This is a genomic window from Mycobacterium sp. AZCC_0083 (assembly GCF_014202335.1).
Taxonomy (GTDB): Bacteria; Actinomycetota; Actinomycetes; order Mycobacteriales; family Mycobacteriaceae; genus Mycobacterium.
The window spans coordinates 371,813-398,386 of record NZ_JACHGP010000009.1 but is presented as its reverse complement, the minus strand read 5'-3'; the positions used below and the strand labels follow the sequence as shown (position 1 = coordinate 398,386).

The window sequence follows — 26,574 nt, the reverse complement described above, 5'->3', positions numbered from 1 at the left end:
ACGACAGTGCTCACCGGCCGGCGGCTCGGTAATCAGCCTCCCGCTCGAGAACCAAGATCCCCGTCAAGGACACGCTGATCGACTCCCATTAGGCGGGCGTCTCTTCGGTGCGCTCGTGGGCGTCCTCCATGACGGTGCGTCCGATCTCGGCGTAGATCGCGGGATTGGCGGACCGAAGCCACAACGCGTAGACCAGACCGATCGCGAACGCTCCGACGATCATGTACGGGGCCACCTTGAACACGTCGGACTTCGCTGCCAGGCCGGCCGCGAACTCCCGGTTGTCCCACAGCAGCCACACCACGTACAGCATGGCCACGCCACCGATCAGCGGACAGATCAGGGTCGTGATCACGTTGCCGCGGTGAGTCTTTCGCACCCAGAAGTACCAGATCACCGCGGCCGAGCAGATGGCCTGCACCAGCAGGATCGCTGCGGTGCCGATCAGGGCCAGCAGCCCGTAGATGTTGACGTAGGGCACCAGCGCCGGGGTGTCGACTGGGGCGCCGTTGGCGTCGGGCACCTGGACGGCGGTGAAGACCGCGAACGCCAGCACGATCAGCAGCGTGATGACGCTCTGAATCGTCGAGGCGACCCAGGGCGAGCCGTGCTTGGGATGGGTGCTGCCGATGGTCGACTTCACCTTGTCCGATGGGATCTCACGTCCGAGTGCGAAGAGGTAGCGCGACGCGGCGTTGTGGAACGCCAACGCGCAAGCGAAGGAGCCGATGACGAGCAGCGCCTTGTAGACGTCGAGGACCACGCCGCCGAGGTTCCCGCTGACCAGTCCGAAGAACAGGTCGAGCGGTGACGCGCTGATCGACGTCTCGACCGACGTCTTGGCGCCGTTGCCCGCGATCACCATCGCTGAGATGAACGTGTAGAACAGGCCGAGTCCGACCACTGCGATGATGGTCGCCCGCGGGATGATCTTCTTCGGGTTGCGGGACTCCTCGCCGTACACCGCGGTGGTCTCGAAGCCCACCCACGACCAGAATGCGAAGAACAGGCCGATGGCCATGGATCCGGCTGCGGCGGCCGTGCCGAACGCTCCCGCGGGCAGGCCCTCGAAAGCGTTGTTGAGCAGCACCGTCTGGCTCAGCATCAAGCCGTCGGGCCCGCCGCCCTTGAAGATCACCGACAGCGCCAGCGCGAGCAGCACGAGGACTTCCGCGGTCAGTGTGACGCCGAGGATGGCCGCCGTCAGGCTGATGTCGAAGTAGCAGAGCAGCGCAATGCCCACGATCGCGACGACGGCGATCACCAACCAGGGGACGTTCACGCCGAAGATGGTGTTGAGCGCGTCGTTGGCGAAGTAGGCGCAACCGCCGATCAACGAGCCCTCGAAGACGACGTAGGCGAAGGTGGCCAGCACGCCGCTGGCCATTCCCCACACCTGGCCGAGGCCGTGGGAGATGAAGCCGTAGAACGCGCCGGTCGTGGTGATGTGCCGCGCCATCGCGACGTAGCCGAGCGCGAAGAGGGTCAAGATGATCGTCGCGAACAGGAAGCCCGCGGGCGCTCCGAGTCCGTTGCCGAACCCGACGGCGATGGGCACGTTGCCCGTCATGGCCGTGATCGGCGCGGCATTGGCGACGGCCATGAAGATGACGGCGACGATGCCGATCGACCCCTTCTTGAGCCCGCTGGTCGGCGCCGCCGGCTTGTCTTCGGTGGTTGCGGATTCGGTGGTCACGCAGGCCTCCTGGGTCGGATTCGAGTGCAATTGAGGCCCGCGACGCTGCAAGTCCGTTGTCGAGCGTCGCATCCGGACCGCCACCCGACAACTCGAGGAGCGATATTTACTGCCGATCGGCAGGAATCCTTCCACCCGGGATGGTGCCGAACTGCGGGAAAACTTGCCTGAACTGCGCATGAATGACCGGAGAACTGTCCGGCGCGGTAGTGGCGGTGACGTGGAGCAACCGCGAGACTTGGCGGCGTGACCAACACCTCGCTTCTGGGTTCCATCCTGAATTGGCTTCGGGCCGGCTATCCCGAGGGCGTTCCCGGCCCCGACCGCGTTCCGCTGCTGGCGTTGCTGCGCGCAACCCCGTTGACCGAAGACCAAATCAAAGAGGTCGTCCGCAACATCACCGCCGACGGTTCGGCGGCGCTGACCGACGGTTCGATCGACACCGACGAGATCGAGGCGTTCATCTCCGAGGTCACCCAGCACGACGCGGGCAGTGAGAACATCAACCGGGTGGCGGCCAAGCTTGCCGCGGCCGGCTGGCCGCTGGCCGGGGTCGAGAACACCACCGCCCCATCCAGCTAACCGTTGACGTAGTGCGGAGATGCCCGGTCACCGGGCGTCTTCGACGGCTGCCTTGATCTTCGCGAGTGTCGCGTTCATACCGTCGAGCATTTCGTCGTCGAAGCGTTCTTCGCCGCCGAGAACATGATCGACGATGGTCTCGGAGATCCACGTCGTACCGTCCTGGGGGACTAGCCGGCGTTCGGTGATTCTGGATCCCGTTGCGGTTGGGGTGATTTCGAACGTCCAGACACTGTTGTTCGTCAGCGTCTGAAATGCGATGGCATGGTTGGGTTCGAAGCGCACGACCTTGGATGCCGTCGGCCAGTACTTCCTGCCCTGCCGGTTCATGTTCACCGTGATGGTGCCGGTGCGCAGCGCGCTCAACGGCCACATCCCTCTGCACTGTGGACTCCACTCAGGCATCCGCTTCAGGTCCGACAGGACCGTCCAGGTCTGGTCGGGTGCGGCGTCGACGTCGATCGACGTTTCGAGATTCTTCTTGGTCACTGCGATCTCCCGGTGGATGAGTAAGCTCTCGTGCGAACCTACATACGGTATGTACGTAAGTAACATACATCCAGTATGTATGAAAGGCAACGATGAGCGCAGGCCAACGATGAATGAGGGCCGTCGCACCCAGGCTGGACGTTCCGCGGAAACCAGCGACGCGTTGATTGCCGCAGCACGGCCGATGTTTGCGTCACCGGGCTACTCGGAGGTGTCGCTCGAGAACATCGTGCGGGCGGCAGGCGTGACGCGGGGCGCGCTGTATCACCACTTCGCGGATAAGAAGGAGCTGTTCGCGGCGGTGTTCGAGCGGGTCGAGGGAGAAGTGGCCCTGCGCATGGCCGAACACGTTGCCTCAACGGGGCATACGGATCCGGTCGAGTTGATGCGGGCGGGCGCGGCGTTCTGGCTCGATGCCTGCGCCGAGCCCGAGATATCGCGAATCGTGTTGGTGGACGCGCCCGCAGTGCTCGGGTGGACGCGCTGGAGCGAGATCGGCAATCGCTACAACATCGGACTGGTGCGGACTCTGCTCACCGACGCGATCGACTCCGGCCGCATTCCGCCCCAGCCGGTGGAGGCCAGCGCGCACGTGTTGCTCGGTGCGATGCGTGAGGCGTGTCTTTACCTCGTACGCGCAGAGGATCGCGCCCAAGCGCGTCAGGACGCCGGTTCGGTCATCGACGGGATGATCCGGGGACTGACCGCCGGATGACGCCTCGAAACTGCTGACAGATCGCGGAAAAGCTCAAACCCGCGATCTGCCAGCAGTTTCGGCGTTTTACAGCGTGGAGATGTCGATGACGAAGCGGTACCGCACGTCGCTGGCCAGCACGCGCTCGTAGGCCTCGTTGACGTAATCGGCCGAGATGACCTCGATCTCGGGGGTGACGTCGTGCTCGGCGCAGAAGTCGAGCATCTCCTGGGTCTCGGGAATGCCGCCGATCATCGAACCGGACAGGCTGCGGCGTCCACCCGCGAGCGGGAAGAACGGCACGGTCAGCGGCTGCTCCGGCGCGCCGAGCTCGACCAGGGTGCCGTCGACGGCGAGCAGGCCGAGGTAGGCGCCCATGTCGAGGTTGGCCGACACCGTGTTCAGGATCAGGTCGAACGTGCCGTCGAGCTTGGTGAAGGTGTCGGGATCGCTGGTGGCGTAGTAGTGGTCGGCGCCGAGACGCAGGCCGTCCTCCATCTTCTTCAGCGACTGGCTGAGCACGGTCACCTCGGCGCCCATGGCGTGGGCGATCTTGACGCCCATGTGGCCGAGGCCGCCGAGGCCGATGACGGCGACCTTCTTGCCCGGTCCGGCGCCCCAGTGGTGCAGCGGGGAGAACAAGGTGATGCCTGCGCACAGCAGGGGAGCGGCCTTGTCCAGCGGGATGCTATCGGGGATGCGCAGCACGAACTTCTCGTCGACGACGATCGCCTTGCTGTAACCGCCCTGCGTGCCGGTGCCGTCCCGATCGGTGGCGTTGTAGGTGCCGATCATGCCGGTGCCCGTGCAGTACTGCTCGAGGCCGGCCTCGCAGTTGTCGCACGCCTGGCAGGAGCCGACCATGCAGCCGACGCCGACGTGATCGCCGACCGCGTACTTGGTGACCTCGGAGCCGACCTCGGTGACGACGCCTGCGATCTCGTGGCCGACGACGACGGGGTAGTTCGGTACGCCCCACTCGGCCTTGACGGTGTGGATGTCGCTATGACAGATGCCTGCGAACTTGATGTCGAATGCGACGTCGTGCGGGCCGACGTCGCGACGCTCGATGGTGGTCTTGGTCAGCGGTTCGGTGGCCGACGTGGCGGCAATGGCGGTAACGGTGGTGGTCATGTCTTCTTTGTGCCCTCTTTTAGTCGTGGTGCAAAGCGGCCAGTCAGCTCAAAGGCTTAGCCAAGATAACTGAATCGGGGCGCGACGTCGCGTCCCGAGCAGTCCCAACCGAAGCCGGTCCCCGAATAGTCCCCGATTCAGGTAACTGGCAGGTTAAACACCCGGGGCACGGACCGCGGCGTTGAAGCCGACCACGTCATAGCGTGCCACTCCAGCCTGTGTGTAGGGGTCGCGTTCGACGATGCCCTGCACGTCTTCGGCGCTGATGTCGCCGGTGACGAGGATCCCGCCGACGCCGGACTCTTGGCGCCCGGCCAGCAGCAGCCGGCCCGCGGCCACTTCACTCTCGAGGAACTCCAGATGAGCGGGGCGGGTCTGCCCGATTACGTCGGGCGGCTGTAGGTAGATCGACGTCAGTACGTAGTACACCGACGCGAGAGTAGTTGATCAGTTGATCGGAGCGTTGAGCGTCCGCAGGTCGTCGAGGATGCCGTGGGCGGCGACGATGCCCTCGCCGGTCTGCCACACCTCGTCGTTCACCGCGAACACCCGATTGTCCCGGGTGGCCGACAACTTGCGCCATGCATCGCCGTCGAACAACGTGGTCGCGCGCTGTTTGGCCGCCGCCGATTCGAAGGACACGTAGACGATGTCGCCATCGGCGGCCGAGAAGTCCGGCGAGTTCTCCAGATCCTTGTCCGTGGTGCCGATCTCGACATAGGGCTTGTCGTTGAACCGTTGCGCCGCAGGACGATCCACGCCAACGGCGGCGAGCACGCTGCCAGGGAAGTCGTCGACGCCGTAGATCCGCATGGTGTTCTCGGTCAGCCGGACCACCGAGGCCTGGAAGTGGGTGGCGTCGTTCTGCGCCCCGGTCTTCTGGGCGTCCTGGACGAACCCGTCGACCAACCGGTTCGCGGCATCGGCGCGGCCCGTCGCCGCCCCGACAGTGCGCACCACGTCCTGCCACCCCGCGCCGGGCGCGCCGGTGAACACCGTCGGCGCGATCTCCGACAGCGGGCCGAACTCCTGCGGCGTCAGCTCCTGAGAGCCGAGGATCAACTCGGGCGTCGCGGCGCGGATGGCACCAAGGTCGGGTGCTGTGCGGGTGCCCGCGGCCGGGAGGTCGTGCACGACTGTGCCCAGATAGGACGGCTGGCTGGTCGCCCCGTCCGGCAGAGCGGCGGCGACGATGCGCGATTGCAGGCCGAGGGCGCACAGCGCGTCGAGCTGGTCGCCGGAGAGCGCCACGATGCGCTGAGGGTCGGCAGGCACCTCGGTGCTGCCCGCCGCGTGCCTGACCTCCCTGGTCTCCGGACCATCGTCGAGGGGAGCTGGATCGGCCGCGCAGGATTCGTCGGGCCTGCGCTCGTTCCCGAGCACGTTGGCACCGGCGACCTTGGTGGTGCTGGTGATTACCGAGTTCGCGGCCGACGGTTGTGTGGGGGCCCCGCCGGAGCTGTCGCAGCCGCTGACCAGCGTCACCGAAACCGCGGTGGCCAGCGCCGCTGCCGCGGTGATCAAACCCACTCGCGGTGTGAAGAACGGCACGTCGCCGACGGTACCAACTCCCAGTACCCGGCCGGTCAGGCCCCGTTACCCGAAAGGTTCCGATTGAATACGACAGTTTGTAGGACCCGGGCCGCCATCGACAGGTTTGGGGGATAGGATTCACCCCGAGCAAGCGGTGAACGCGGGACGCGGACCCGCCGGACTTTTGGAGGATCTGTTGGTAGCCGAAGCGCCCCCAATCGGTGAGCTCGAGCCAACGCGACCGTTCCCGGCGCGGCTCGGTCCCAAGGGCAACCTGATCTACAAGCTGGTGACCACCACCGATCACAAGTTGATCGGCATCATGTACTGCGTCGCCTGCTTCATCATGTTCTTCATCGGCGGGCTGATGGCGCTGTTGATGCGCACCGAACTCGCGCTGCCCGGACTGCAGTTCCTGTCCAACGAGCAATTCAACCAGCTGTTCACCATGCACGGCACGGTGATGCTGCTGTTCTACGCGACGCCGATCGTGTTCGGGTTCGCCAACCTGGTGCTTCCGCTGCAGATCGGCGCGCCCGACGTGGCGTTCCCGCGGCTCAACGCCTTCTCCTTCTGGCTGTTCCTGTTCGGCGCGATGATCGCCATCGCCGGCTTCATCACCCCCGGTGGCGCCGCGGACTTCGGCTGGACCGCGTACTCGCCGCTGACCGACGCCATCCATTCCCCGGGCGCCGGTGGCGACCTGTGGATCATGGGCCTGGCCGTCGCTGGCCTCGGCACCATCCTCGGTGGCGTCAACATGATCACCACCGTGGTCTGCATGCGTGCGCCCGGCATGACGATGTTCCGGATGCCGATCTTCACCTGGAACATCCTGGTGACGTCGATCCTGGTGCTGCTGGCCTTCCCGCTGCTCACCGCCGCGCTGTTCGGCCTTGCCGCCGACCGTCACCTCGGTGCCCACATCTACGACCCGGCCAACGGCGGTGTGCTGCTGTGGCAGCACCTGTTCTGGTTCTTCGGCCACCCCGAGGTGTACATCATCGCGCTGCCGTTCTTCGGCATCGTGAGTGAGATCTTCCCGGTGTTCAGCCGCAAGCCGATCTTCGGCTACACCACGCTGATCTACGCGACCCTCTCCATCGCCGCACTGTCGGTGGCGGTGTGGGCGCACCACATGTACGCCACCGGCGCGGTGCTGCTGCCGTTCTTCTCGTTCATGACGTTCCTGATCGCGGTGCCCACCGGCATCAAGTTCTTCAACTGGATCGGCACGATGTGGAAGGGCCAGTTGACGTTCGAGACACCGATGCTGTTCTCGGTGGGCTTCCTCGTCACGTTCCTGCTCGGCGGTCTCTCGGGTGTGCTGCTGGCCAGCCCGCCGATCGACTTCCACGTCACCGACTCCTACTTCGTGGTGGCGCACTTCCACTACGTGCTCTTCGGCACCATCGTGTTCGCCACCTACGCGGGCATCTACTTCTGGTTCCCGAAGATGACGGGCCGACTGCTCGACGAGCGACTCGGCAAGCTGCACTTCTGGCTGACGTTCATCGGCTTCCACACCACCTTCCTGGTGCAGCACTGGGTCGGCGACGAAGGCATGCCCCGCCGCTACGCCGACTACCTGCCGACCGACGGATTCACCACGCTGAACGTCATCTCGACGATCGGCGCGTTCATCCTCGGCATCTCGACGATCCCGTTCACCTGGAACGTGTTCAAGAGCTGGCGCTACGGCGAGCCCGTCGTGGTCGACGACCCGTGGGGCTACGGCAACTCGCTCGAGTGGGCCACCAGTTGCCCGCCGCCGCGGCACAACTTCACCGAGCTGCCCCGAATCCGTTCGGAGCGACCGGCATTCGAGCTGCACTACCCGCACATGGTCGAGCGGATGCGTGCCGAGGCGCACGTCGGACGGGCACACGGTCCCGAAGACGGTGACGTCACGCGCCTCGACGACGAACACGTCCGCACCTGACGGCCGACAGCGACGCGGGGGCTGACCTCGGGGTGAACACGTCGAAGGTGTCGGTGCTGATCACCGTCACCGGTGTCGATCAGCCAGGTGTCACGTCGGCACTCTTCGAGGTGCTCTCGGGCTACCCCGTCGATCTGCTGAACGTCGAACAGGTCGTCATCCGGGGCCGGCTCACGCTTGGCGTGCTGGTGGCCGGACAGGCCGACGTGGCAGGCGGCGCAGAGCTCCGCGATCAGGTGCAGCGCGCCATCCACGGTGTCGGGCTTGACGTCACCATCGAGCGCAGCGACGGCATGCCGGTGCTGCGTGAGCCGTCGACGCACACCATCGTGGTGCTCGGCCGCCCCATCACCGCAGAGGCGTTCGGCGTGGTGGCCAGGGGAGTGGCCGCACTCGGGGTGAACATCGACTTCATCCGCGGCGTCTCGGACTACCCGGTCACCGGGCTGGAGTTGCGCGTCTCGGTCCCACCGGGCGCCGCCTACGGCCAACTGCAGGCCGCACTGGCCCAGGTGGCGGTTCAGGAGAGCATCGACATCGCTCTCGAGGACTACAGCCTGTCGCGACGGGCCAAGCGCCTCATCGTGTTCGACGTCGACTCCACCCTGATTCAAGGCGAGGTCATCGAGATGCTCGCCGAACGCGCCGGAGCGCTCGCTGCGGTCGCGGAGGTCACCGAGGCGGCGATGCGCGGCGAGTTGGACTTCGCCGAGTCGCTGCACCGGCGGGTGGCCACCCTGGCAGGCCTGCCCGCCGAGGTGCTCGATGACGTGGCCGACCAGATCGAGTTGACTCCTGGCGCGCGCACTACGATACGGACGTTGCGCCGCTTGGGCTTTCACTGCGGGATCGTCTCCGGCGGCTTCCGTCAGGTGATCGAGCCGCTGGCACACGAGCTGATGATGGACTTCGTCGCCGCCAATGAACTGGAGATCGTCGACGGCAAGCTCACCGGCCGGGTGGTGGGCGACATCGTCGACCGGCCGGGAAAGGCCAAGGCGCTGAGGGACTTCGCGCAGCAGGCCGGAGTGCCGATGGAGCAGACCGTGGCGGTCGGCGACGGCGCCAACGACATCGACATGCTGGCCGCCGCCGGTCTTGGGGTGGCGTTCAACGCCAAACCCGCGCTGCGCGAGGTGGCCGACGCGTCGATCAGCCATCCCTACCTGGATACCGTGCTGTTCATCCTCGGCGTGACGCGTGGCGAGATCGAGGCCGCCGACGCGGTCGACGGGACGCTGCGCCGCGTCGACATCCCCGACGACGATTAGCGCTACTGTCGCGCGTCGTAGTCGGTGCGGGCGCGGTCGACTTCGGGCATGTGCTGCTCCGCCCACATCTTGAGTTGTCCCAGCACACCGGCGAGCGATTCACCAAGCGGCGTGAGCTCATAGTCCACCCGCACCGGGACCGAGGGGGTCACGCTCCGGGTCAGCACACCGTCGCGCTCAAGACTGCGCAGCGTCTGGGTGAGCATCTTCTGGCTGACACCGGCGAGCTGGTGAGACACCTCGGAGTAGCGCTTGGGACCGTCCATCAGGGACTTGACCACGAGAGCCACCCACTTGTCGGCGATCCGGTCGAGCAGCTTTCGGCTCGGGCACTCTGCCAGGTAGGCGTCGAACTCGACCCTGGCCTCGTCTCGCCGCTGCTGAGCGGTCATCGTCGGCATGGCTCTCCTTCAGGTACGTACACCACTCTTAGGTGGCTACTTCCCAATGGAGAGTAGATCGCGCAGTCTGGTGGTGTCCATAGATGAAGAAAAGATGAGGTCACCAATGCGTGCACTACTCGCGTACTCCACCAGCGGCTCGCCAGTGCTCGAGGAAGTCGCTGCGCCCCAGCTCGGGTCCACCGATGTTCGAATCCGCGTCGCCGCAGCAGCGGTCAACCCGGTCGATGTCGGGGTACTGACAGGGCCAGTGCGCGGGCTGACGGGACTGCCCGATCCAGTCGGGCTCGGCTGGGACGTCAGCGGGACCGTCAGCGAGGTCGGCGGCGAGGTCAGCGGGCTGCAACCCGGTGACCGGGTCGCCGGTATCGTGCACGTGATCGGCCTCAAGCCGAGCGTCGGCGCCCACGCCGACGAAACGGTGCTGCCCGCCGACGCCGTGGCCCTCGTCCCCGACGGCCTCGACCTGGTCGAGGCCGCATCGCTCCCGCTCAACGCGCTCACCGCTCGCCAGGCCCTCGACCTGTTCGGCCCCGCCGAGGGACGCACCCTGCTGGTCACCGGCGGCGCCGGTGCGGTCGGCGGGCACGCCATCGCCCTGGCCGCCCACGCCGGCTGGCGGGTCACCGCACTGGCTCGTGACGCCGACGCGGACTTCGTGGCCCGTGCGGGCGCTGAACACATGACCGAGCTGCCCGGCCCGTCATTCGATGCGGTGCTCGACGCCGCGGTCCTGCTTGAGTCGGCCCTAGCCGCGGTCCGCGACGGCGGCTCGTTCGTCGGCGTGGCCCCCGGCTCGCCGGTCGCCGCCGAACGGGGGATCGCGGTGAACACCGTCAGAGTGGAGCCTGACAGCGAGGCCATTGCCGGGCTGCTCCGACTCGCCGCCGAGGGCGCGTTGGAGGTGCGGGTGGCCGGGCGGGTGCCGTTGCGCGATGCGGCGGGGACGTACGAAAAGGTCGCGGGCGGCGGCCAGCGCGGTCGCTGGCTCCTCATCCCCTGACGACGATTAGCGCGAGCAGGGGACTAGACGACCAACGCGTACGGTTCCGGCCCCGTCACGCCGGTGACGCTGCGCCAGGCGCGGGCCAGCAGCACGATCGCCTCGGTCAGCTGCTCGTCGGGCAGGGCGTAGGGCACGCGGATGAACCGCTCCAACGTGCCGTCGACCCCGAACCGTGGGCCCGGCGGAATCTCGAGGCCGAGGCGGGAGGCCGCCGCCGACAGCGCGGAGCTCATGGGCGCCGGCAGCCGCACCCACAACGACATCCCACCGCCTCCTGAATCGGGTTGCCAGTCGGGCAGATGTTCCTCGAGCAGCGTGAGCAGTAGCTCCCGCCGCGCTCGAAGAATGTTGCGGCGCTCGGGAAGCCATTCGTCTGTGACGCCGAGAAGCCTTGCGGTGGCCAGTTGTTCGAGGGTTGCCGTGCCCACGTCGACGGCGGGTCGCATCGCGGCGATGGTCGTCAGCGTGCTGCGTTCGGCGCGGATCCACCCGATGCGCAGACCACCCCAACACGACTTCGACATCGAGCCGACGGTCAGCACCAGGTCACGCCGGGTGGTCATGGCCGCGGCGAGCGGTGCAGGAACTGGCTCGTCGAGCCAGATGTCGACGATCGTCTCGTCGATGATGGTGCGGGTCCGCGTCTCGGCGATGATCTGCGCCAACCGTTTTCGGCCGGCCTCGGGAAGTGTCATACCGGTCGGGTTGTGATTGTCGGGAACCATGTACGCCAGGCTTGGTGACAGCTGGCGCACCGCGGCCTCGACGGCGTCGAGGTCCCAGCCATCAGTGGTCATCGCCACCGGGACCGGTCGAATCCCGCGGGTCACCATCGAGGCGAGGGCGCCGTGGTAGGTGGGTTGCTCGACGAGCACCCGATCGCCGGACTGCGCGTAGGTGGACATGATCAGACCGATCGCGTGCAACGCACCCGTGGTCACCATGATCTCGTCGGGGTCGGTGGGAAGGCCTCGCGCGCAGTATCTTTCGGCGATTGCGGTACGCAGGGGCAGCACGCCCGTCATCTCGACCCCGATACCGCGCAGATACGGGGTGACCTCTTGGGCCGCCTCGGTGAACGCTTGCGATACGGCGGCGTAGGGCGCAGGCAGGGTGGCGGCGGCGAGGTTGACCGAAGCGGGTTCGGTGAAGCCGGGGACGACGGTGGGCGTGACGGGCAACGCGGTGGTGCTGCGAGCGCCCCGACGTCCGTTGAGGTAACCGTCGTCGCGCATCTGGGTGTACGCGGCGGTGACGGTGGTGCGGGAGACCCGCAGTACATCGGCGAGCGCCCGTTCGCTGGGCAACTGGGCACCGACCGGGAGCCGGCCGTCGATGATCAGCAGGCGCAGACCGTCGGAGAGTCCCTGGTAGGCCGGACCGCTGTTACTGGACGTGCGCCAATTGCCCAGCTCGCGTGCAAGCAGGTCCACATCGAGTCGGCGTCCGGCCAGTTCGTTCAACATTGATGCCAGTTTGCCTCAACTGGCTATTGAACACAAGGGTGATCAAGAGCCAATATCGACTCATGGCACAGAACTGGACCTCTCGGATGACTCGCAAGGCGAGCAAGCTGCGGGTCTTCCGCAACTCACCCCGCATCGGCGACTTCGTCGCGGAGGACTCGGACTCGCGCCGGATCCGCATCGAGCTCGAGGCCATCCGCGCCCGATTCCCCGACCACGCGTGAAGCGCGTCATCGCTCGGACGAGCGCCCTGCTGATCGGCCTCACCGGCTACGGCTTCTCGATGGCACTCATGGTGCGCGCAGGCCTCGGCCTCGACCCGTGGGACGTCTTCCATCAGGGCCTGGCCGGACGCACCGGGATGACCATCGGCATCGCGTCAGCCGTCGTCGGCGTCGCCGTCCTTCTCGCCTGGATTCCGCTGCGGAACCGGCCGGGTGTCGGCACGGTGGCCAACGTCATCGTCATCGCCATCACGGTGGACGCAGGCATGGCCCTATTGCCAACACCGGAGTCGCTGCCGGTGCGAGTGGCGATGATGCTCGGCGCCGTGGTGCTCAACGGGCTGTCCACCGTGCTCTACATCGGCGCCGGCATGGGTCCCGGACCCCGCGACGGTCTGATGACCGGTCTAGTGGCGCGGACCGGGCTCTCGGTGCGGCTGGTTCGCACGTCGATCGAGGCGACGGTGCTCGCCGTCGGCTGGCTGCTCGGCGGCACGGTCGGCGTCGGCACCGTGGTGTACGCGCTCGGCATCGGGCCACTCGTCCAACTGTTCCTGCGGTTGACCCCGAAGCGGTGGTTGGCCGTGAGTGGCTGGGCGTTCACGGATTCCAGCCTGACTACGATGGGCGAGTGCCAGGAGCAGATGACGACGGTAGGGCGAGCGAAGCGACGGGAAACGTCGCAGTCGACACCGACCTCCTGATCGACTTCGCGCGGGTATCGCTGCGACGCGGCGGCCAGACCCTCGTCGGACCCATCACCTGGGCGGTGGAACTCGACGAACGCTGGGTCGTGATCGGGCCCAACGGCGCGGGCAAGACCTCGCTGCTGCGGATCGCCGCGGCGATGGAACACCCGTCCTCGGGCACTGCGTACGTCCTCGGCGAGAGGCTGGGGCGCACCGACATGTCCGAGCTGCGCTCAAGGGTGGGGCTGAGCAGTTCCGCGCTGAGCCAGCGGGTGCCCGACGGCGAGGTCGTCCGCGATTTGGTGGTCTCGGCCGGGTACGCCGTACTGGGCCGCTGGCGCGAGAAGTACGAGGACGTCGACTACGAACAGGCCGTCGACATGCTGGAGAGCCTCGGCGCCGAGCACCTCGCCGAGCGAACCTACGGCACCCTGTCCGAGGGTGAGCGCAAGCGGGTGCTCATCGCGCGGTCGTTGATGACCAACCCCGAGCTGTTGCTACTCGACGAACCGGCGGCGGGACTCGACCTCGGCGGCCGCGAGGAGTTGGTGTCGCGGCTGGCCGACCTGGCGGCCGATCCCGATGCCCCGGCGTCCGTGTTGGTCACTCACCACGTCGAGGAGATTCCGCAGGGGTTCAGTCACTGCCTGCTGCTGTCGGAGGGCAAGGCCGTGGCGTCGGGCCTGCTGACCGACGTGCTCACCTCGGAGAATCTGTCCATTGCGTTTGGCCAGTCCATCGCGCTTGAGGTCATCGACGGGCGCTACTTCGCGCGTCGAACCCGAACCCGCGCGGCCCACAGGAGGCGTGCATGAGTGAAGAACCGCTGACCCCGCGGCCCGCGGCGACCGTGATGCTGATCAGGGATACCGCCGAGGGCATCAAGACGTTCCTCATGCGGCGGCACATGCAAATGGAGTTCGTGGCCGGGGTGATGGTGTTCCCAGGCGGCGGGGTCGACGACCGCGACCGACGGGCATTCCCCCCGAGTCGCTCCGCTCCTGCCCCCGAGGAGCGCGACATCGCCTGGTACGGCCCCGAGCCGTCCTGGTGGGCCGAGAAGCTCGGCGTCGACGTCCACCTCGCCGAAGCGCTGATCTGCGCGGCAGCGCGGGAGACCTTCGAGGAGTCCGGCGTGCTGTTCGCCGGGCCGGTCGGCGACCCGGACGAGATCGTCGCCGACGCATCGGTCTACCGCGCCGCCCGCAAGGCGCTGGACGCCAAGACGCTGTCCTTCGGCGAGTTCCTGCGCGACGAGAAGCTGGCGCTGCGCGCCGACCTGCTGCGGCCGTGGGCGAACTGGGTGACACCCAAGGAGGAGCGCACCCGCCGCTACGACACCTACTTCTTCGTCGGGGCATTGCCGGAGGGCCAGCGTGCCGACGGCGACAACACCGAGACGGACAAGGCGGGTTGGGCGACGCCGCAGTCCGCCCTCGACGAATTCGCCGAGGGGCAGTCGTTCCTCTTGCCGCCGACCTGGACGCAGCTGGACTCGCTCAATGGCCGCACCGTCGCCGAGGTGCTCGCCGTCGACAGGAAGATCGTGACGGTCGAGCCGCATCTGGCGCTGTCCGAGGGCAATTGGGAGATCGAGTTCTTCAACAGCGACAGGTACAACGCGGCGCGCAAGCACCGATCACCATGAGTGAATTCGTCGGCATCCACACCCAGGCGGAACAGCCGGGAATCGCAACGCTGCTGCTGTCGCGACCGCCGACCAACACGCTGACCCGGCAGGTCTACCGCGAGCTCGCCGCCGCTGCCGCTGAGCTGGGCGCGCGTGACGACGTCACCGCGGTCATCGTGTTCGGCGGTCACGAGATCTTCTCGGCGGGCGACGACCTGCCCGAGCTGAGCACGCTGAACCCGGATGAGATGGCGACCGCGGCGGACGCCTGCCGGACGGCCATCGATGCGGTGGCGGCCATCCCGAAACCCACGGTCGCCGCGATCACCGGCTACGCGCTTGGCAGCGGCCTGACACTGGCGTTGGCCGCGGACTGGCGGGTCAGCGGCGACAACGCGAAGTTCGGCGCGACGGAGATCCTGGACGGGCTGGTACCCGCGGGGGCGGCACGTTTGGCCAGGGCGGTCGGTGAGAGCAAGGCCAAGGATCTGGTGTTCAGCGGGCGGTTCGCCGGCGCGAAGGAAGCACTGGCGATCGGCCTCATCGACGAGTTGGTGGCCCCCGACCACGTGTACGACGGCGCGGTGGCCTGGGCGGGCCGCTTCGCGGACTCCACGCCTGCGGTACTGGCTGCCGCGAAGGCCGCCTTCGATGAGGCCCGTTAGGCTGCCCTTCATGACGAGTACCGACCCGGCGCCGGCCCCGAACCCGCACGCCACGGCCGAACAGGTCGAAGCCGCCCGCCACGACACCAAGCTCGCGCAGGTGCTGTACCACGACTGGGAGGCCGAGTCCTACGACGACAAGTGGTCGATCTCCTACGATCACCGCTGCATCGAGTACGCCCGCGGCCGGTTCGACGCGATCGTGCCGGACGCCGTGCAGCGTGAGCTGCCCTACGATCGCGCCCTCGAGCTGGGCTGCGGCACCGGATTCTTCTTGCTCAACCTGATCCAGGCAGGGGTCGCGCGCCGGGGTTCGGTGACCGACCTGTCGCCGGGCATGGTGAAGGTGGCCACCCGCAACGGGCAGTCGCTGGGGCTCGACATCGACGGTCGGGTCGCCGACGCCGAGGGCATCCCGTACGAGGACAACACGTTCGACCTGGTGGTCGGGCACGCCGTTCTGCACCACATCCCCGACGTCGAGCTGTCGCTGCGCGAAGTGATCCGCGTGCTCAAGCCGGGCGGCCGGTTCGTGTTCGCCGGTGAACCCACCACGGTCGGCAACGCCTATGCCAGGACACTGGCCAATCTGACGTGGAAGACGACGGTCCGGGCGATGAAGCTGCCAGGGCTGTCCTCTTGGCGCCGGAGCAAGGAGGAGCTCGACGAGAACTCCCGCGCTGCCGCGTTGGAGTGGATCGTCGACCTGCACACCTTCGATCCGGCCGACCTGGAGCGGATGGCCACCAACGCGGGCGCGGTCGAGGTCGCGACCGCCAGCGAGGAGTTCACCGCGGCGATGCTGGGCTGGCCGGTGCGCACCTTCGAGTCGACCGTCCCGCCCGGCAAGCTCGGCTGGGGCTGGGCCAGGTTCGCGTTCGGCAGCTGGCTCACGCTGAGCTGGGTCGACGCCAACCTGTGGCGACACGTGGTGCCGAAGGGGTGGTTCTACAACGTGATGGTGACGGGGACCAAGCCTGGGCGAGCGGAGCGACGGGGGACGACACCTGGGCGAGCGGAGCGACGGGGGACGACTCCGTCGTAGCGTTCACGCTCGACGACGTCGCGTATCTGGACGGCGAGGAAGCGACGCGCGCGCTGGGCGATGTCGCTGGCTACGCGCTGACCGATGCCACGCGGATCTCCGACATCGCCTCGGCGCGCACGCGTTTCGGTGACCGGGCGGCCGTGCTGATCGAGACGGTGCTGCTTCGGCGCAGGGCGACGGCCAAGTTCGCCGATCCGTCGGCGTGGTTGTTCACCGACGAGGCGTTGCAGCAGTCCACCGCGGAACCCGTTGCGGCACACCGTGCCCAGCGACTGGCCGGGACACGGGTGCACGACGTGACGTGCTCGGTGGGCGCCGAACTGGCCGCACTTCGGAAGCGCGCGTCGTACGTCGTCGGCAGCGATCTGGACCCGGTGCGGCTGGCGATGGCCCGCCACAATCTCGGTGACGTCGAGCTGTGCCGCGCCGATGCCCTGCGACCGGTCACGCGCGACACCGTCGTGGTGGCCGATCCGGCCCGGCGCAGCGGGGGACGGCGCCGGTTCGATCCACGGGATTACACGCCCGCCTTGGATCGGCTGCTCGACGTGTACGCCGAACGCGACTACGTCGTGAAGTGCGCTCCTGGAATCGATTTCGATCAGATACGGCGCCTCGGCTTCACCGGCGAGATCGAGGTGACGTCCCTTGCGGGCGGTGTCCGCGAATCGTGCCTGTGGTCAGCGGGACTGGCCGAAGCCGGCGTCACCCGGCGCGCGAGCGTCCTGGACCGCGCCGAGCAGATCACCGATCGCGAGCCCGACGAGTGCGGGACGGCGCCCGCCGGCCGCTGGATCGTCGACCCCGACGGAGCGATCGTCCGGGCGGGCCTGGTGCGGCACTACGGCGCGCGGCACGGCCTCTGGCAACTCGACCCCGACATCGCCTACCTGTCCGGTGACCACCTGCCCGACGGGGTGCGTGGCTTCGAGGTGCTCGATCAACTCGACTACGGCGAACGCCGCCTGCGGCAGGCGCTTTCGGGCCTCGACGTGGGCGCCGTCGAGATCCTGGTCCGCGGTGTCGACGTCGACCCCGACGCGCTGCGGCTGCGACTGAAGCTGCGCGGGGCCCGGCAGCTCGCAGTGGTGATCACCAGAATCGGGACGGGCCGCAGCAGCCGTGCGGTGGCCTACGTTTGCCGACCGTCCCGTTGATGTCGCAGGTATTGTGGCGTCGGCGGCGCTGGTGCCGCTCACCGGCGGAGGGTATTCATCAGATGCGCATTCCCACACTCGCGTTGGCCGTTGCGGGGATCGCCGCACTCGGCTGGTCGAGCGTCGCCATCGCGTCTGCGGCGCCGCCGAAATGTGGCGACTTGTCCGGTGTGGTCGATGGCGCGCAGATGTGCCAGATCCAGGCCACTGATCCCGCGTACGCGCTGAGTATCACCTACCCAGTCAATTATCCGGACGTCCAGGCGGTGTTCGACTACGTCAAGCAGACCCGCGACGGTTTCCTCAACGTCGCCAAGATGCCTGGCCCGCACGACATGCCGTACGAACTGGAGACCACGGCCACCGAGTACAACTCGGCGGTGCCGCCGCGCGGCACCCAGTCGCTGGTGTTCAAGACGTTCCAGGACGTCGGCGGCGCGCGTCCGCAGACCTTCTACCAGTCGTTCAACTGGGACCAGGGCACGCGCAAGCCGATCCAGATCGACACCGGTGGTTCCGACAAGATCCAGCCGCTGTTCCAGCCGGGGGCCAACCCGTGGCCGGTGATCTTCCCGATCGTGCAGAGCGAAGTGGACAAGCAGTCCGGTCAACCGGTGGCGATCCCGCCGGCGGTCGGCCTCGACCCGACGAAGTACGACAACTTCGCCATCACCAACGACGCCATCATCTTCTTCTTCAGCCAGGGTGAGTTGCTGCCGGAATCGGCCGGGGCGCTGCAGGTGTCGGTTCCGCGTGGACCGATCGACGCGATGATCGCCTGACGGGTCAGTTCGGCGCGAACGCGTACACCTGACCGTCGCTGGTGGCGGCAACCACCCGCCGGTCGTGGCCGATCGATACACCCACCGGAAACCCGGTCGCGTTGGGCATCGGATAGGTGTTCACCGTGTGGCCGTCGGCGGGGTCGAACACGGTCAACGCCATGCCCTTCTCGCCGTCGCGCGTGACGGTGTAGGCCACGTCGGCTCCAGCGCGGCTCGAGGTCGACAGGGGCGCGACGTCATCGCGGTTCCACACGACGTCGCCGTGGTCGCCGGCGTCCTTGACGGCCACCAGTTTCGCGTCGGGACCACCGCCGGCCACGATGAGGCCGTCGGGCGACACCGACGGCGGTGTCTGTGGCTGGTAGTTCAGCGGGACCGACCACTTGGGCTTGCCGTCGGCGGTGCCGAGCGCCCACAGCCGTCCGTCGCGGCCGTTGAGGTAGACGGTCTTGCCGTCGGCCGAAAGGACCGGACTGGCCAGCGGCCCGCCCCCGACCGCGGTGCTGGTCCACTCGCGCACCAGCGGCGGCGTCTGCCCCGGCCGGTACCGCAGCCCGACCGTGACGGGCGCGTCCGCGTTCGGCTCCCACAGCCCGAGCACCACGACGTTCGTCGCGGGGGAGAACGCCGGTGCCGCCGCTACCGGGCACCGAGGCCTGCCCTGCTGGCAGTCGGGCAGGCCGCGCTGTGCGTCGGTGGGGTCGACGCCCGCGACGAGATCGAGGGACGTGCCGATCAGCGTGCCGCGGTGCGCGTCGAACACCAGCACCTGCCCGAGGTGGGTGATCACCAGCAGCTGCCCGGGCGCCAGGATGCGGGGCGTCAAGGGCAGCCCGATCACCGGGACCCGCCACCGGATCCACTGCGTCGGTGGGAAGGACAGCATGGCGCCGGGTTGGCCGACGTAGAGGTTGTCGAAGCCGTCGAACAACGGCCCGGACAAGCCGCCGCCCTGCCACAGCCTGCCGCACCAGCGCTGGCGGCCTTGGTTGCCGGACTCCCACACCATCAGCGAGCACCCAGCCGTCGTCTCGGCGTTCGCAGCGAGGTAGCCCCCCGACCCGAGGGCGACCTGGGCGCCGAGATCACCCTTCACCGACCGGCGCCAGTCCAGCGCGAGATCACCGGCCCCCGAGGCCTGCGTATAGCTGCTGTTGGCGGCGTCGCCGTACTGCGCAGGCCAGCCGTCGGAGGGGTGTGCGTCGACCCAGGAGTCGGTGGTTCCGCAGGCAGCCGAGCCCATCGCCATCAAAACCACGGTTGCGACGGCGACCAACCGGCGCACGGTCATTCCTGGAGCAGGCATCGAGTCCCGAGACTAGCCGGGCCCCCTCGATGGCTCGCGTAGGCTGTCCGGCCATGACGACGATGTGGGGCTCGCCGATGCACGTTCGCTGGCGGGGTTCCCGGCTGCGCGACCCACGTCAGGCCAAGTTCCTCACGGCCGCGTCGTTGCGCTGGGTGATCGCGAACAAGGCGTATTCGCCGTGGTACCTGGTCCGGTACTGGCGACTGTTGAAGTTCAAGCTGGCCAACCCGCACATCATCACGCGCGGCATGGTCTTCCTCGGCAAGGGCGTGGAGATCCAAGCCACGCCGGAGATGTCCACCATGGAGATCGGCCGCTGGGTCCACATCGGCGACAAGAACACCATCCGTTGCCATGAGGGCTCGCTGCGCATCGGGGACAAGGTGGTGCTCGGCCGCGACAACGTCATCAACACCTACCTCGACATCGAGTTGGGCGATTCGGTGCTGATGGCCGACTGGTGCTACATCTGCGACTTCGACCACAGGATGGACAGCATCGAGCTGCCGATCAAGGACCAGGGCATCGTCAAGGCCCCGGTGCGGATCGGGCCGGACACCTGGATCGCCGCCAAGGTCACCGTGCTGCGGGGCACGTCGGTCGGGAGGGGCTGCGTGCTCGGCGCGCATGCCGTGGTCAAGGGTGAGGTGCCCGACTTCTCGATCGCCGTCGGAGCGCCCGCCAAGGTGGTCAAGAACCGCAAGCTGGCGTGGGAGACGTCGTTGGCCGAGCGGGTGGAACTGGCCGCCGCGCTCGCCGACATCGAGCGCAAGAAGGCGTCGCGCTAGTCCTGTTACTTGGGGCGTTCTACGTCCAGTCGATGCCGAAGCAGCCGTCCAGCGCGGTGCGGCCGCGGTCGGTGACGATCACCGCCCGGCCACGGGACGCGCGCTTGACCCAACCAGCCGACACGAAGCGGTCCAGCACCCCGCGCCCCAGCCCGCCGGAGAGATGGTGCCGCTGCTCGGTCCAGTCGATGCAGTAGCGCACGACCGGCCTTCTGCCGGAAGGCAATTCGATGCCGACGTCGACCAGGAAGGCCCGACCCGAATCGGTGAGCTCGTAGTTGACTTCCCGGCCCTGGCTGCTGAGCGCGTCGTTGCGGTCGCGCAGTGGGTCGTAGCGGCCGTCGCCGCCGACCAGGACGTCACGCTCCAGCAAGCTGCCCATGATCGCCACGCCAAGCTTGCCTGCAAGGTGGTCGTAACAGGTGCGGGCGGTGCGCAACCTGGCCGCGTTGGTGCCCTCCCGCAGCGACCGGACCGGCTGTAGCGGGGCAAGACGGCCAAGACGCTCGAGCAGGTCGGCGATCTCGGGACCGGCCAGCCGGTAGTACCGGTGCCGCCCGTGGGCCCGCACGGTCAGCATGCCCGCATCGGTCAGCTTGGCGAGGTGACTGCTGGCGGTCGACCGGCTGATCCCCGCCTCGTCGGCGAGCATGCTGGCCGGCAGCGCCCGGCCGTCGTCCAGCGCCATCAGTACCTTGCAGCGGGCGGGGTCGGCGAGCAGCGCGGCCACAGCCGAGATGTCGGCATCGCCGGTGGCAGGCAGTTCGGCAGCATCACGCATGGCAGACCTCCTCGGTCGGCTCGGTGTGTTCGGATCGTCTCCTCCCGGTGTACCCGAATACGACGACGGCGCCGAGGAACTCGACCACCCCGCCGGTCAGTACCCCGGCCCGCACCCCGTCGGCGAACCCTGGTCCGGTCGCGGCGTCCCCGCTGACGAGGGCCATCACCGTTCCCATCACGGCAATACCCACCGTAATCCCCACCAGTCGAGCGAGATTCACGACACCTGAGGCCAGTCCGGCACGTGCAACCGGCACTGCCGACAGCGCCATGCCGACCGCGGGGCCCGTGTTGAACGCCAGCCCGGCACCCGCCAGGACGAACGCTGCCTCCAACAACCACAACTCGGCTTCCGGGCCGACGGCCGCATAGAGCAGCATGCCTGCGCCCATCAGGACCAGACCGATGGTCATCGGCAGTCGCGGGCCGGTTCGCCGCACCATCACCTTCACCGCGGGGATGAGCGTCAGGTACACCAGCGGCATCGGCAGGAATGCCACCGCCGTGGCCAACGCGCTCACGTCGCGCGACTGTTGGAATCCCAGGCTGTTGACGAGCAACATCCCGTAGGTGCCGAATGTCATCGCGAAGGTCGCCGTCAGCGCAACCGCCAATCTGCGATTGCCGAAGAACTGCGGCGGGACCATGGGGTGGGTGAGACGGCGTTGCGACCAGACGAAACCTGCCCCGCATGCCACGGTGGCGGCGGCCAGAGCGGTGGCCCAGCCGGCACCGAGGGTGCGACCCTCGACCAACACGACGGTGAGGGTGCCGAGTGTCAGAACGGCCAGAGTCTGTCCGGTGAGGTCGACCTTGCCTGCGGAGGGACTACGCGATTCCGCCAGATATCGGTACGACATCGCGAAGGCGACGAGCCCGACCGGTGCGTTGAGCCAGAAGATGAATCGCCAGCCGACCGTATCGGTCAGCACACCACCGAGAACCGGGCCGAGGGCAGCGCTGGACGCCGCTGCCATCGCCCACGCCGCGGTCGCCTTGGCCCGTCCCGCTGTGTCGGGGAAGGTCGCTGCCGCAATGGCCAGTCCCTGAGGAAGCATCAGCGCCGCGCCGATACCTTGCGCAGCACGTGCGGCGAGCAGCGCGTCGAGGCTGGGGGCGACTGCGCACGCCAATGACGCGACGACGAAAGCCGCCAGCCCCCATCGCAGTACGAACCTGCGGCCGAACCGGTCGCCCAGCGAGCCCGCCGTCAACAGCACGGCGGCGAACGTGACGTTGTAGGCGTCGGCGGTCCACTGCGAACCGGACACCCCGCCGCCGAGGTCGGCGCGGATCGCGGGCAGCGCCAAATTGACTGCGTTGCTGTCGATCAATCCGACGAACAGGCCGAGGTAGGCGGCGATCAGGGTGAAGACCGAGGATCGATTTCCGGTGGGCAGTGGAGAGACCCGGGAGATGTTTCCTGCCATATCCGCACGCTAGGCGCGGAATGATTCGATCCACGTCGAACTACTGACCGGGTCGAACTACCGGTCGGGCAGCGCGTGCTCCACGATCATGCGCCGCCGGTGGGGTTCGCGTTCGCGGCGCTTGGCGGCCAGGTAGACCTGCGCGGTCTCGGAGGCGACGGTATGCCAGTCGAAGTCGGAGGTGAGCCGCTCACGGGCGGCGATCGCACGGCGCTGGGCGGCGGCGGGATCGTCGAGTGTGGCGCGCACCGCGGCGGCTAGCGCTGCCACGTCCCTCGGCGGGAACGAGACGCCGGTCTCGCCGTCGATGACGGCCTCACCAAGACCGCCGACGTTGGACGTGACGAGCGGCGCACCGGTCGCCGCGGCCTCGAGGGCGACGATGCCGAACGGCTCGTAGTGGCTGGGCAGCACCGCGGCGTCGGTCTGGTGGAGCAGGGCCACCAGTTGGTCGTGATCCACTCGGCCGACGAACTCGATGGCCTTGAGCACCTTGTACTTTCGCGCCTGCTCGACGAGCCAGTCCTGCTGGGTGCCGTCGCCGGCGATGGTCAGCGTGGTGCCAGGATGGCTGCGGCGGATGCGGGGCATGGCAGCGATGACGTCGTGGATGCCCTTCTCGTACTCGAGCCGTCCCAGGTACAGCAGCCGCGCGGGGCCACGACGGGGCCTGCGCTTGGCGAACGGCCACAGCCCGGCGTCGATGCCGTTGCGGATCACCCGCGTCTCGCTGAGGCCGGGACCGAACAGCTCGGTGATCTCGTCGCTCATCGACGCCGAACACGTGATGAGCGAATCGGATTCGCGAACCAGCCAGCCCTCGACGGCGTGCACCTGCCTGCTGATCCGGCCGGCCACCCACCCGGTGTGCCTGCCGGCCTCGGTGGCGTGGATCGTGGAAACCAGTGGCACGTCGAAGTGTTCGGCCAGTGCGATCGCCGGGTGGGCGACGAGCCAGTCGTGGGCGTGCACCACGTCGGGGCACCACGGCTTGGTCGACCGTCGTCCTCGCGTCTTCACCCCGAGGCCGGCGCGGACCATCGAATGCCCCATGGCAAGCGTCCACGCCATCATGTCGGTGCCGAAGTCGAATTCGTGCGGATCCTGGGCGGCGGCGATCACGCGCACGCCCTCGGCGAGGTCGTCGGTGGACGGGTGGGTGCTCGGATCGGTGCCCGACGGCCTGCGACTGAGCACCACGACGTCGTGCCCGTCGGCGGCGAGCGCCGTGGCGAGATGGTGCACGTGCCTGCCCAGCCCGCCGACCACCACCGGCGGGTACTCCCACGACACCATCAGGACCTTCATCGCGGCAGCCTTTGCACATCGAGCGCACTTTCGACCCGGCGCGAGCGCGCGCAGAATGCTGGCATTTCACGGCGTGTCGACCTACAGACACGCGCGCTCGCGGGGAAGGAGGGGGTCATTTGGGCAGCCGCCTGGCGTCGAGCGCACCGAACAGTCCGTCGGCGAGGTTCCATCCTGCGGCCAGGCGCTCGGCTTGTTCACGGCGGCCCGAGTCCAGCGTGCCCGCGATCTCGCGGGTGGCGTGGGCGTGCAGGTGCGCCCGGTAGCGCGCGTAGTCGGCTGCGGTGTCCTTGCTGACCATGAACGGCCAGTCGCTCGACACGGTCAGCAGCGCCTCGCGCAGGATTTGGTCGGCCACCGTGTCGCGCGGCGTCGGCGCACCGACCGACGCGTGCTGTGCCAGCGCCTTGTCGACGGTGCTCAACGCGTTGTCGACGACTTCGGCGTTGAGGTGCACCAGATCGGCGACCCGTTCGCCATTCCATACCTGCCAGTCCTTGCCCGAACCCCAAGAGCTGGGCGGCAATTCGACGGATGAGCCCACGAAGCCGTCGGTGATGGCATCGGACAGGGTGCCGACGCGCACCCCCGCGGCGGGCAGCGCCCGCAGCACCCGTTCCAGCCAGACCGGGCCCTCGTACCACCAGTGCCCGAACAGTTCGGTGTCGAACGCCGCGACGACGTGGGCGGGTCGGCCGATGTGCTCCGATTCGGAGTGCAGGCGCCTGCGCACCACCTCGACGAAGTCCGCGACGTGGGCGTCGACGGCGTGGTCGGCGCGCTCGGGGTCATAGGGCGCCTTGTCCTGCGACGGCACTGCGCGGCCCGTGACCCTGGCGGGTTTGAGGCCGGTGAGGTGGTCGTAGGTGTGGAAGTCGCGGTAGGCCGCGTGGCCCGGGTAGCCGGACTTGGGGGACCACACCCGGTAGCTGACCCGCAGGTCGCGCCCGAAGGCGATGACGTCGGAGCCCGCAACGGGCCTGCCAAGCGCGGTGTCGCCGTGCAGCGACGGTCCGTCGACCATGAAGTGCGTGACGCCCGCCGCGGCGTAGTCGTTCTCCATGCCCGGCGCGTACGCGCACTCGGGTGCCCAGATGCCGGTCGGCGTATGGGCGAAGCGCTGCCGGGCGTCGGCGAGGCCCTCGCGCAACGCGAACTCGCGCAGCCTCGGGTTGAGCAGGGGCTGGAACGGATGTGCCAGCGGCCCACCGAGTAGTTCGATGGTGTCGGCGTCGATCAGTTCACGCAGCAGCGGGCTGCCACCGTGACGCCACGACACGGCGAAGTCGTCCAATGCTCGGCCGGCCTCGTCGTACTCGCGAACACCGAACGCGCGCAACGCTTCCGGCGCGTCGTACGCGGTACCTTCCCCGGCGGCCCTGGTGGTCGCGGCTTCCCTGGCCCTCAGCTGCCAGTTCGCCAGCCAGTGCTGCATGCCCGTCAGGCAGTACGGATCGTCGAGTTGGGCGGTCACCACCGGCGTCATGCCGAGGGTGACGAGGTGGCTACGGCCCTCGGACGACAACGTGCGCAGCACCCGCATCAGTGGCAGATAGGCCGCCGACCACGACTGGTAGAGCCATTCCTCGCCGACGGGCCAGCGGCCATGATGAGCCAGCCACGGTAGGTGGGTGTGCAGGACCAGGGTGAAGAGTCCGGGTACCTCCGGCGCGTCCGATGCGCGGTCGTCAGTCACGTCGCACCGCGATCGCCACCAGGTCGAGGCTCTCGTCAATGTCGCGAGAGGCCGGCGCTGGGGGTCCCCCCGCTTGCGGGGGAGAGCGAAGCGACCGGGGGATATCCCGAGCCTCGAGGAGGTCGAAGTCGTCGGTGCGGATCGAGGTGATGTCGGCGAGGAGTTCGGCGGGCCACGGTGCATCGGCCAGCGCGCGGTCGATCTGCGCGTCGATGATCGACCCGCCGTGGCGGGCATCCAGCTCGGCCAGCCGGGGGCCGTGAAAGACCCCGAGCATGGCCTCCACCGCGAACCCGTTGTCGGTGAGCAATTCGGTGAGCTCGGCGGCGTTGAGTTCGCGGGTGTGGAAGGGGTTGATCGGGGTGTTACGGCCGGGGGAGAACGTGATGCGGTTGGGGGTCGACATCAGCAAAACTCCCGACGGGCGCAGCACACGGGCGCACTCCGCGACGAACTGCCCCTGATCCCACAGGTGTTCGATCACCTGGAAGTTGACCACGACGTCGAACGTGCCAGCCTCGAACGGCAGGTCGGCGAGGTTGCCCTGCAGCATGTCCACCCGCGGGTAGCGGGCCTTGACGTGGGCTACGGCGGATTCGTCGTAGTCCAGTCCGACGACGCGGCGTGCGACGCCCGCGATCAGGTCGGCGCCGTAGCCCTCACCCGAGCCCGCCTCGAGCACGTCACGCCCTGCACACCGGCCGGCCAACTGCTGGTAGACCACCTCGTGGCGGCGGAACCAGTAGTTCTCCTCGGCCAGGCCGGGCACCGTGCGTTCCCCGGTCAGGGGCATGGTGGCGTCGGCCGAGGGCTCGAGGGGCGAAAATGCGCTCATTGGAAGGCAGGCT

The 26,574-nt window shown here is 68.0% G+C and carries 26 protein-coding genes and 1 pseudogene; 14 read left to right on the top strand and 13 right to left on the bottom strand.

Annotation, left to right across the window (positions count from 1 at the left end):
* Positions 1-88 precede the first annotated feature (88 nt).
* The gene (locus tag HNP02_RS24070) at positions 89-1,696 is read right to left on the bottom strand and encodes an APC family permease (RefSeq protein WP_309241671.1); all 1,608 of its coding nucleotides are present in this window, start codon (positions 1,694-1,696) and stop codon (positions 89-91) included.
* A gap of 246 nt (positions 1,697-1,942) precedes the next feature.
* Here HNP02_RS24070 and HNP02_RS24065 point away from each other — a divergent pair, with 246 nt between their 5' ends.
* Entirely contained in the window at positions 1,943-2,278 is a 336-nt protein-coding gene (locus tag HNP02_RS24065; RefSeq protein WP_184442976.1) for a DUF3349 domain-containing protein, read from the top strand.
* A 27-nt stretch (positions 2,279-2,305) separates the two neighbouring features.
* On the opposite strand, the gene HNP02_RS24060 is transcribed toward HNP02_RS24065, so the two are convergent.
* Entirely contained in the window at positions 2,306-2,767 is a 462-nt protein-coding gene (locus HNP02_RS24060; protein WP_309241670.1) for an SRPBCC family protein, read from the bottom strand.
* 79 nt (positions 2,768-2,846) lie between these two features.
* Here HNP02_RS24060 and HNP02_RS24055 point away from each other — a divergent pair, with 79 nt between their 5' ends.
* On the top strand, positions 2,847-3,482 hold the full coding sequence (locus HNP02_RS24055) for a TetR/AcrR family transcriptional regulator (RefSeq protein WP_184442974.1): 636 nt from the start codon (positions 2,847-2,849) through the stop codon (positions 3,480-3,482).
* 66 nt (positions 3,483-3,548) lie between these two features.
* Here the strand turns inward: HNP02_RS24055 and HNP02_RS24050 are convergent, their stop codons facing one another.
* The 3 genes from HNP02_RS24050 to HNP02_RS24040 all read right to left on the bottom strand — a co-directional run bounded on the left by HNP02_RS24050 (position 3,549) and on the right by HNP02_RS24040 (position 6,146).
* Positions 3,549-4,595 carry an NAD(P)-dependent alcohol dehydrogenase gene (locus HNP02_RS24050; protein ID WP_184442973.1) on the bottom strand — a complete coding sequence of 349 codons (1,047 nt, stop codon included), beginning with the start codon at positions 4,593-4,595 and terminating at the stop codon, positions 3,549-3,551.
* Between the two features lie 153 nt (positions 4,596-4,748).
* Positions 4,749-5,024, bottom strand: coding sequence for a YciI family protein (locus HNP02_RS24045; RefSeq protein WP_184442972.1), 276 nt, complete (start codon positions 5,022-5,024; stop codon positions 4,749-4,751).
* An 18-nt stretch (positions 5,025-5,042) separates the two neighbouring features.
* Entirely contained in the window at positions 5,043-6,146 is a 1,104-nt protein-coding gene (locus HNP02_RS24040) for an iron-siderophore ABC transporter substrate-binding protein (RefSeq protein WP_184442971.1), read from the bottom strand.
* A gap of 178 nt (positions 6,147-6,324) precedes the next feature.
* Between HNP02_RS24040 and ctaD the strand changes: the two genes are divergently transcribed.
* Positions 6,325-8,070 (top strand): cytochrome c oxidase subunit I, encoded by a 1,746-nt coding sequence (ctaD, locus tag HNP02_RS24035; RefSeq protein WP_184442970.1) that lies wholly within the window; start codon positions 6,325-6,327, stop codon positions 8,068-8,070.
* 32 nt (positions 8,071-8,102) lie between these two features.
* Entirely contained in the window at positions 8,103-9,341 is a 1,239-nt protein-coding gene (serB, locus tag HNP02_RS24030; protein ID WP_184442969.1) for a phosphoserine phosphatase SerB, read from the top strand.
* A 2-nt stretch (positions 9,342-9,343) separates the two neighbouring features.
* On the opposite strand, the gene HNP02_RS24025 is transcribed toward serB, so the two are convergent.
* Positions 9,344-9,742, bottom strand: a complete 399-nt coding sequence (locus HNP02_RS24025) for a helix-turn-helix domain-containing protein (protein WP_184442968.1) — start codon at positions 9,740-9,742, stop codon at positions 9,344-9,346.
* Between the two features lie 106 nt (positions 9,743-9,848).
* Between HNP02_RS24025 and HNP02_RS24020 the strand changes: the two genes are divergently transcribed.
* Complete coding sequence (locus HNP02_RS24020; RefSeq protein ID WP_184442967.1) at positions 9,849-10,745, top strand: NADP-dependent oxidoreductase; 897 nt, start codon at positions 9,849-9,851, stop codon at positions 10,743-10,745.
* 23 nt (positions 10,746-10,768) lie between these two features.
* Here the strand turns inward: HNP02_RS24020 and HNP02_RS24015 are convergent, their stop codons facing one another.
* Positions 10,769-12,214, bottom strand: a complete 1,446-nt coding sequence (locus HNP02_RS24015; protein WP_184442966.1) for a PLP-dependent aminotransferase family protein — start codon at positions 12,212-12,214, stop codon at positions 10,769-10,771.
* 62 nt (positions 12,215-12,276) lie between these two features.
* Here HNP02_RS24015 and HNP02_RS24010 point away from each other — a divergent pair, with 62 nt between their 5' ends.
* The 8 genes and pseudogenes from HNP02_RS24010 (at position 12,277) to HNP02_RS23975 (ending at position 18,409) form a co-directional block, all read left to right on the top strand.
* Positions 12,277-12,438 (top strand): hypothetical protein, encoded by a 162-nt coding sequence (locus HNP02_RS24010; protein WP_184442965.1) that lies wholly within the window; start codon positions 12,277-12,279, stop codon positions 12,436-12,438.
* Between the two features lie 59 nt (positions 12,439-12,497).
* A complete protein-coding gene (locus HNP02_RS24005; protein WP_255506885.1) occupies positions 12,498-13,142 on the top strand; it encodes a YitT family protein in 645 nt (214 codons plus the stop codon).
* Positions 13,070-13,942 (top strand): ABC transporter ATP-binding protein, encoded by an 873-nt coding sequence (locus tag HNP02_RS24000; RefSeq protein WP_375373701.1) that lies wholly within the window; start codon positions 13,070-13,072, stop codon positions 13,940-13,942. Before HNP02_RS24005 ends, HNP02_RS24000 begins: the two co-directional genes overlap by 73 nt.
* The gene (locus tag HNP02_RS23995; protein WP_184442963.1) at positions 13,939-14,775 is read left to right on the top strand and encodes an NUDIX hydrolase; all 837 of its coding nucleotides are present in this window, start codon (positions 13,939-13,941) and stop codon (positions 14,773-14,775) included. The genes HNP02_RS24000 and HNP02_RS23995 overlap by 4 nt, the downstream gene beginning before the upstream one ends.
* Entirely contained in the window at positions 14,772-15,422 is a 651-nt protein-coding gene (locus HNP02_RS23990; RefSeq protein WP_184442962.1) for an enoyl-CoA hydratase, read from the top strand. The genes HNP02_RS23995 and HNP02_RS23990 overlap by 4 nt, the downstream gene beginning before the upstream one ends.
* 10 nt (positions 15,423-15,432) lie before the next feature.
* Positions 15,433-16,401 (top strand): annotated as a pseudogene (locus HNP02_RS23985) (class I SAM-dependent methyltransferase); the annotation flags it as partial.
* Entirely contained in the window at positions 16,341-17,627 is a 1,287-nt protein-coding gene (locus tag HNP02_RS23980) for a class I SAM-dependent methyltransferase (protein WP_184442961.1), read from the top strand. The pseudogene HNP02_RS23985 and the gene HNP02_RS23980, both read left to right, overlap by 61 nt.
* Positions 17,628-17,689: 62 nt before the next feature.
* Positions 17,690-18,409, top strand: a complete 720-nt coding sequence (locus HNP02_RS23975) for an esterase (RefSeq protein WP_184442960.1) — start codon at positions 17,690-17,692, stop codon at positions 18,407-18,409.
* A 4-nt stretch (positions 18,410-18,413) separates the two neighbouring features.
* Here the strand turns inward: HNP02_RS23975 and HNP02_RS23970 are convergent, their stop codons facing one another.
* Positions 18,414-19,661: a PQQ-binding-like beta-propeller repeat protein gene (locus HNP02_RS23970; RefSeq protein ID WP_255506883.1), complete on the bottom strand. Its 1,248-nt coding sequence runs from the start codon at positions 19,659-19,661 to the stop codon at positions 18,414-18,416.
* Positions 19,662-19,771: 110 nt separating this feature from the next.
* On the opposite strand from HNP02_RS23970, the gene HNP02_RS23965 reads away from it, so the two are divergent.
* A complete protein-coding gene (locus tag HNP02_RS23965) occupies positions 19,772-20,509 on the top strand; it encodes an acyltransferase (RefSeq protein ID WP_184442959.1) in 738 nt (245 codons plus the stop codon).
* A gap of 19 nt (positions 20,510-20,528) precedes the next feature.
* Here HNP02_RS23965 and HNP02_RS23960 read toward each other — a convergent pair whose 3' ends face one another.
* The 5 genes from HNP02_RS23960 to HNP02_RS23940 form a co-directional block, all read right to left on the bottom strand.
* Positions 20,529-21,290, bottom strand: coding sequence for a helix-turn-helix transcriptional regulator (locus HNP02_RS23960; protein ID WP_184442958.1), 762 nt, complete (start codon positions 21,288-21,290; stop codon positions 20,529-20,531).
* Entirely contained in the window at positions 21,283-22,722 is a 1,440-nt protein-coding gene (locus HNP02_RS23955; protein WP_184442957.1) for an MFS transporter, read from the bottom strand. Before HNP02_RS23955 ends, HNP02_RS23960 begins: the two co-directional genes overlap by 8 nt.
* Positions 22,723-22,779: 57 nt before the next feature.
* The gene (locus HNP02_RS23950; protein ID WP_184442956.1) at positions 22,780-24,030 is read right to left on the bottom strand and encodes a glycosyltransferase family 4 protein; all 1,251 of its coding nucleotides are present in this window, start codon (positions 24,028-24,030) and stop codon (positions 22,780-22,782) included.
* Between the two features lie 115 nt (positions 24,031-24,145).
* Positions 24,146-25,726 (bottom strand): glycoside hydrolase family 57 protein, encoded by a 1,581-nt coding sequence (locus HNP02_RS23945; RefSeq protein ID WP_184442955.1) that lies wholly within the window; start codon positions 25,724-25,726, stop codon positions 24,146-24,148.
* Complete coding sequence (locus HNP02_RS23940) at positions 25,719-26,561, bottom strand: bifunctional 2-polyprenyl-6-hydroxyphenol methylase/3-demethylubiquinol 3-O-methyltransferase UbiG (RefSeq protein ID WP_255506850.1); 843 nt, start codon at positions 26,559-26,561, stop codon at positions 25,719-25,721. The genes HNP02_RS23945 and HNP02_RS23940 overlap by 8 nt, the downstream gene beginning before the upstream one ends.
* Positions 26,562-26,574: the final 13 nt, after the last annotated feature.

Coding starts and splice junctions, on each gene's coding strand:
- HNP02_RS24055 (WP_184442974.1), top strand. CDS start 2,847: ATGAAAGGCAACGATGAGCGCAGGCCAACGATGAATGAGGGCCGTCGC.
- HNP02_RS24050 (WP_184442973.1), bottom strand. CDS start 4,595: ATGACCACCACCGTTACCGCCATTGCCGCCACGTCGGCCACCGAACCG.
- HNP02_RS24025 (WP_184442968.1), bottom strand. CDS start 9,742: ATGCCGACGATGACCGCTCAGCAGCGGCGAGACGAGGCCAGGGTCGAG.
- HNP02_RS24020 (WP_184442967.1), top strand. CDS start 9,849: ATGCGTGCACTACTCGCGTACTCCACCAGCGGCTCGCCAGTGCTCGAG.
- HNP02_RS24015 (WP_184442966.1), bottom strand. CDS start 12,214: ATGTTGAACGAACTGGCCGGACGCCGACTCGATGTGGACCTGCTTGCA.
- HNP02_RS24010 (WP_184442965.1), top strand. CDS start 12,277: ATGGCACAGAACTGGACCTCTCGGATGACTCGCAAGGCGAGCAAGCTG.
- HNP02_RS24005 (WP_255506885.1), top strand. CDS start 12,498: ATGGCACTCATGGTGCGCGCAGGCCTCGGCCTCGACCCGTGGGACGTC.
- HNP02_RS23995 (WP_184442963.1), top strand. CDS start 13,939: ATGAGTGAAGAACCGCTGACCCCGCGGCCCGCGGCGACCGTGATGCTG.
- HNP02_RS23990 (WP_184442962.1), top strand. CDS start 14,772: ATGAGTGAATTCGTCGGCATCCACACCCAGGCGGAACAGCCGGGAATC.
- HNP02_RS23975 (WP_184442960.1), top strand. CDS start 17,690: ATGCGCATTCCCACACTCGCGTTGGCCGTTGCGGGGATCGCCGCACTC.
- HNP02_RS23970 (WP_255506883.1), bottom strand. CDS start 19,661: ATGGCGATGGGCTCGGCTGCCTGCGGAACCACCGACTCCTGGGTCGAC.
- HNP02_RS23965 (WP_184442959.1), top strand. CDS start 19,772: ATGACGACGATGTGGGGCTCGCCGATGCACGTTCGCTGGCGGGGTTCC.
- HNP02_RS23960 (WP_184442958.1), bottom strand. CDS start 21,290: ATGCGTGATGCTGCCGAACTGCCTGCCACCGGCGATGCCGACATCTCG.
- HNP02_RS23955 (WP_184442957.1), bottom strand. CDS start 22,722: ATGGCAGGAAACATCTCCCGGGTCTCTCCACTGCCCACCGGAAATCGA.
- HNP02_RS23950 (WP_184442956.1), bottom strand. CDS start 24,030: ATGAAGGTCCTGATGGTGTCGTGGGAGTACCCGCCGGTGGTGGTCGGC.
- HNP02_RS23940 (WP_255506850.1), bottom strand. CDS start 26,561: ATGAGCGCATTTTCGCCCCTCGAGCCCTCGGCCGACGCCACCATGCCC.